Raw genomic sequence first — 4,329 nt, 5'->3', positions numbered from 1 at the left:
TTCTGATATTATCATAATTCCAAAAGCATTTTCAATTAATATCATTTTCAGAATTGTTTATCTTCTATCTGTAATGGTAATGTTTTGGTCACCTTATTAAAAAGTTAACCATTGGCAATTTCAGTGTAAGAAGTTCCCCTGAAGTTATAGGCATTTTCCATTCACAAAAAATGTCCATATCGTTATAATGTTGATGTTTAAACGCGAAAAGAGAAAATGACAAAGAGGGAATGAATATGAAGAAGATTTTGGTCAGTATGATCGCAGCCGTTTTAAGTATTACTTTGGGAGCTTGCGGATCAAATCGCACATCAACAAACCAGTCAGGTTCTAGTGAGACTGAGGATACTCACTCTAATGAATATAAACAGCCAGAACAAGAGGCTGGCACGCCTCATAAGAAATTGGTGGATGTTACATTAGATAGAACAGTTGATGGAGATACGATTAAGGTGATTTACAACGGAAAAAAAGACACAGTTCGCTACTTGCTCGTTGATACACCTGAGACGAAGAAACCGCATTCTTGTGTTCAGCCATACGGTGAGGATGCGTCAAAACGAAATAAGGAATTGGTCAACAGCGGTAAGTTGCAGTTGGAATTTGATACAGGCGATCGCAGAGATAAGTATGGAAGACTGTTAGCTTACGTTTATGCTGACGGCAAATCTGTTCAGGAAACATTGTTGAAAGAAGGATTGGCCAGAGTAGCATATGTATATGAGCCAAACACCAAATACATAGACCAATTCAGACTAGATGAGCAAGAAGCAAAATCAGAAAAACTTTCTATCTGGAGCAAGAATGGATACGTGACCAATAGAGGTTTTCATGGCTGTGTGAAATAGAAAAACTCTGCCTGTGAAATTTTCTGCTGTATAGCACACGAGATAGCTGATTTCGCAACTCCTAATAGTTAGAGTTGATCTTGCTTTTTCAACATGAATCTTTTTGAATAATATAAAAAGTGTAGATAATAAAAAACCCCTTTCACGTTAATGTGAGGGGGTTTTTTGTGCATGAATATACTACCAATATTCATCGTAAATCAAGAGAAAGGATTATTGACTTGTCCCACCAACAGTCAATACATTAGTAGTTACATTAGCACTGCCATTACTTTGATATCCCTCTACAGTAAGTGCGGTTTCATACATCTTACCCATCGGCATTCCTAAGCTTTCCCACTTTTTGAAGTGTTCGCTGACAGATACGGTTCCGCTTGTTCGTTTTGTCTGCCGGACACTCCAATACTGTTTAAAGGTTGCGATACCTATAATTGTTCTTTTGTCCCTTATCATTCGTTCTTTCGAAAGCTTTTCAAAGCTGTATTGAGATCCTTTGTATGAGTGTAGATGTTCTTATACAAATCAAATAGTGTTTTATATTTTTGGATATTTTGTTCCATTGGATAAAATGTAGCAGCCTTACGAATGAACTGCTTTGCACATTCTTCAAGGGACTCAAACCAACCACTTCCAAAAGCAGCCAGCATAGCAGCCCCCATGGCTGGGCCTTGTTCATTTTCTAACTTAATCACCCTCGCATTGAAAATATCAGCTTGCATTTGCAGCCACGTTTCATTTTTAGCACCCCCACCAATAGAAACGACAGTATTAGCTGATTTTCCCGCTTCGCGGAATAGCTCAATTGATTCATGCAAAGAGAATGTGATACCTTCCATTATCGCCCTCAAAAAGTGCTCTCTTTTGTGGGCTCCATCCATTCCGATCAAGCTTCCCCGAATAGAAGAATCAGCATGCGGCGTTCTTTCACCCACCAAATAAGGAGTGTATAGCAGCCCATTGGCTCCTATTGGAATAGATTCCACCCCCTGCAATAATTGCTCAAACGATTCGTTTGGCGCAAACGTTTTTTTAAACCAGTCCAAGCTGTATCCTGCAGCGAGCGTGACTCCCATCGTATAAAAAGAATCTTTTTTTCCATGATTAAAAAAGTGCACTTTCCCTTTAAAGTCTCTTTCATTGTCTTCTTCGTAGGAAAGTATGACCCCTGAGGTCCCAATACTGCATAATGTTTTGCCGGAAGAAAGAATATCCGCTCCAATAGCACCGCAAGCATTATCTGCTCCCCCAGCGTACACTTTTGTTTTTTCCAATAGTCCTGTCGCCGCCGCGACGTTCGGAAGCAGCGACCCTACACAATCATGAGATTCAACAAGCGGAGGACAAATATCTACAGGTATACCAAATTGTTTGCAAATATCATCGCTCCACTCCTTGCGGGCAATATGTAAAAGTAAAGTCCCTGCTGCATCGGAGTATTCAGTGTGAATGGCACCAGTCATACGGAATCTCACATAGTCTTTTGGAAGCAAAAAAACAGCCGTTTTTTTGAAAAGTTCGGGTTCATTTTCCTTCACCCATAACATTTTAGGTAATGTAAACCCTTCTAGTACACGGTTTTTTGTGATGTCGAGCAGATGATCGCCAAATGTCTCGGTAATCCTAATGCATTGAGGCGTTGTTCTGGTATCATTCCAAAGAATTGCATGGCGCAACACCTGACGATTTTGGTCAAGCAGCACTAACCCATGCATTTGTCCCGAATAGCTTATCCCGTCAATATCCTTGGCTTGAACATCGGATATAGAAACCAATTCAGCCAATGCTTCAATTGTTTGCTGCACCCAGTCTTCAGGATTTTGCTCACTATATCCCGCCTTCTCTTGGATGAGTGGATAACGTTTGGACGTTTCTGCACAAACCTTGCCGTTTTGATTGACTAAAATGGTTTTAACAGCACTCGTCCCAAGATCAATTCCAATGACGTACTTCATTTTTCCACTCCTTACCCTTTAAAAAAATCATTCACTCTAAATAAATCCCAATTATAAAAATTACCCGTCATAATAATCAGAAAGGGTAAAGGAATTATGACGGGTAGTTCGGTGACTTTGTATCGCAGGATCTGGAGCTTATCCCGTTATACTTCTAAAATGTATTGGTTCAATATCGCTTTTAATCGCTCCTGTCTTCCAGATTCGTTTTTAATTGATTGATTATTTAGCGCATATTGCTCAAGTGTATTGAAATTAGCTCTTCCTTCTATAATGTCAAGACCAATCCCTTCAGTAAAGCTGCGGTAGCGGTGTTGAATCACATCTTCAAACACACGATCTTCGATTAATTTATGGGCGACTTTCAATCCTCTTGCAAATGCATCCATCCCTGCAATATGGGCATATATTAGATCATCAGGCTCAAAAGAAGATCTTCTGACCTTCGCGTCAAAGTTTAATCCTCCGCTTCCAAGGCCGCCATTTTGCAGAATTTCATACATTGCTAATGTCGCAGAATATAAATCTGTCGGAAATTCATCTGTGTCCCAGCCTAACAGGGGGTGTCCCTGGTTCGCGTCAACAGAGCCAAGCAGACCATGCACTCTTGCCATGCGTAATTCGTGTTCGAATGTATGCCCGGCTAATGTGGCATGATTGGCTTCGAGATTTAATTTAAAATGATTGTCTAAGCCATATTGCTTTAAAAAGGCAATGGTTGTTGCTGCATCTGTATCGTATTGATGGGTGGTCGGCTCTTTTGGTTTTGGCTCAATCAAAAACTGCCCTGTGTACCCGATTTCCTTCGCGTAATCCACTGCCATATGCAAAAATCTTGCCAAATTATCAAGCTCAAATTTTAAATCGGTATTTAACAATGTTTCATATCCTTCACGGCCGCCCCAAAATACATAGTTCTCGGCGCCAAGCTCTTTTGCTGTTTCTAACCCTTTTTTCACTTGTGCTGCAGCATACGCAAACACATCTGCATTGCAAGAAGTCGCAGCGCCATGGACGAAACGGGGATTTGTAAACATGTTTGCAGTATTCCATAATAGCTTAACGTTGCTATTTCTCATGTAATCTTTAATCATGCTCACGATCATATCTAAATTTTGGTTAGTCTCTTTTAGCGTACTTCCTTCTGGTGCAATATCCCGGTCATGAAAAGCAAAATATGGTGCATCTAGTTTTTCAAACATCTCAAATGCTGCTTCTACTCTCACCTTCGCTAGATCCATGCCTTTATAGTGATCCCACGGTCTTTGCATCGTAGCCGCTCCAAAAACGTCTGTGCCATCAGCAGTAAATGTATGCCAATAGGCAATAGAAAATCGCAAATGCTCTTTCATCGTTTTTCCGCCGATTACTTCTTGAGGATTATAATATTTAAATGCTAAAGGATTAGTCGAATCTTTCCCTTCGTAAACCACTTTGTTTGCGCTTCCAAAATAGTTGACTGAACTAGAATGAGATTGAGCCATGTGATTTCCCCCTTAAAAATAAATTCAAAACATGATCATTCAAAT

The 4,329-nt window shown here is 40.1% G+C and carries 3 protein-coding genes and 1 pseudogene; 1 reads left to right on the top strand and 3 read right to left on the bottom strand.

The window, feature by feature from the left end:
- Window positions 1-236: 236 nt before the first annotated feature.
- Window positions 237-848, top strand: coding sequence for a thermonuclease family protein (locus C1T29_RS11130; RefSeq protein ID WP_103748745.1), 612 nt, complete (start codon window positions 237-239; stop codon window positions 846-848).
- Window positions 849-1,061: 213 nt separating this feature from the next.
- Here the strand turns inward: C1T29_RS11130 and C1T29_RS11125 are convergent.
- From C1T29_RS11125 to xylA, 3 genes and pseudogenes are all read right to left on the bottom strand, one after another.
- Window positions 1,062-1,292: pseudogene (locus C1T29_RS11125) on the bottom strand (glycoside hydrolase family 11 protein); the annotation flags it as partial.
- Between the two features lie 5 nt (window positions 1,293-1,297).
- On the bottom strand, window positions 1,298-2,800 hold the full coding sequence (gene xylB, locus C1T29_RS11120; protein ID WP_103748746.1) for a xylulokinase: 1,503 nt from the start codon (window positions 2,798-2,800) through the stop codon (window positions 1,298-1,300).
- Window positions 2,801-2,946: 146 nt separating this feature from the next.
- Complete coding sequence (gene xylA / locus C1T29_RS11115) at window positions 2,947-4,284, bottom strand: xylose isomerase (protein WP_071581672.1); 1,338 nt, start codon at window positions 4,282-4,284, stop codon at window positions 2,947-2,949.
- Between the last annotated feature and the right edge of the window lie 45 nt (window positions 4,285-4,329).

The sequence above is a fragment of the Bacillus sp. MBGLi79 genome, assembly GCF_002953915.1.
This window is presented reverse-complemented; position numbering and strand designations above follow the sequence as displayed.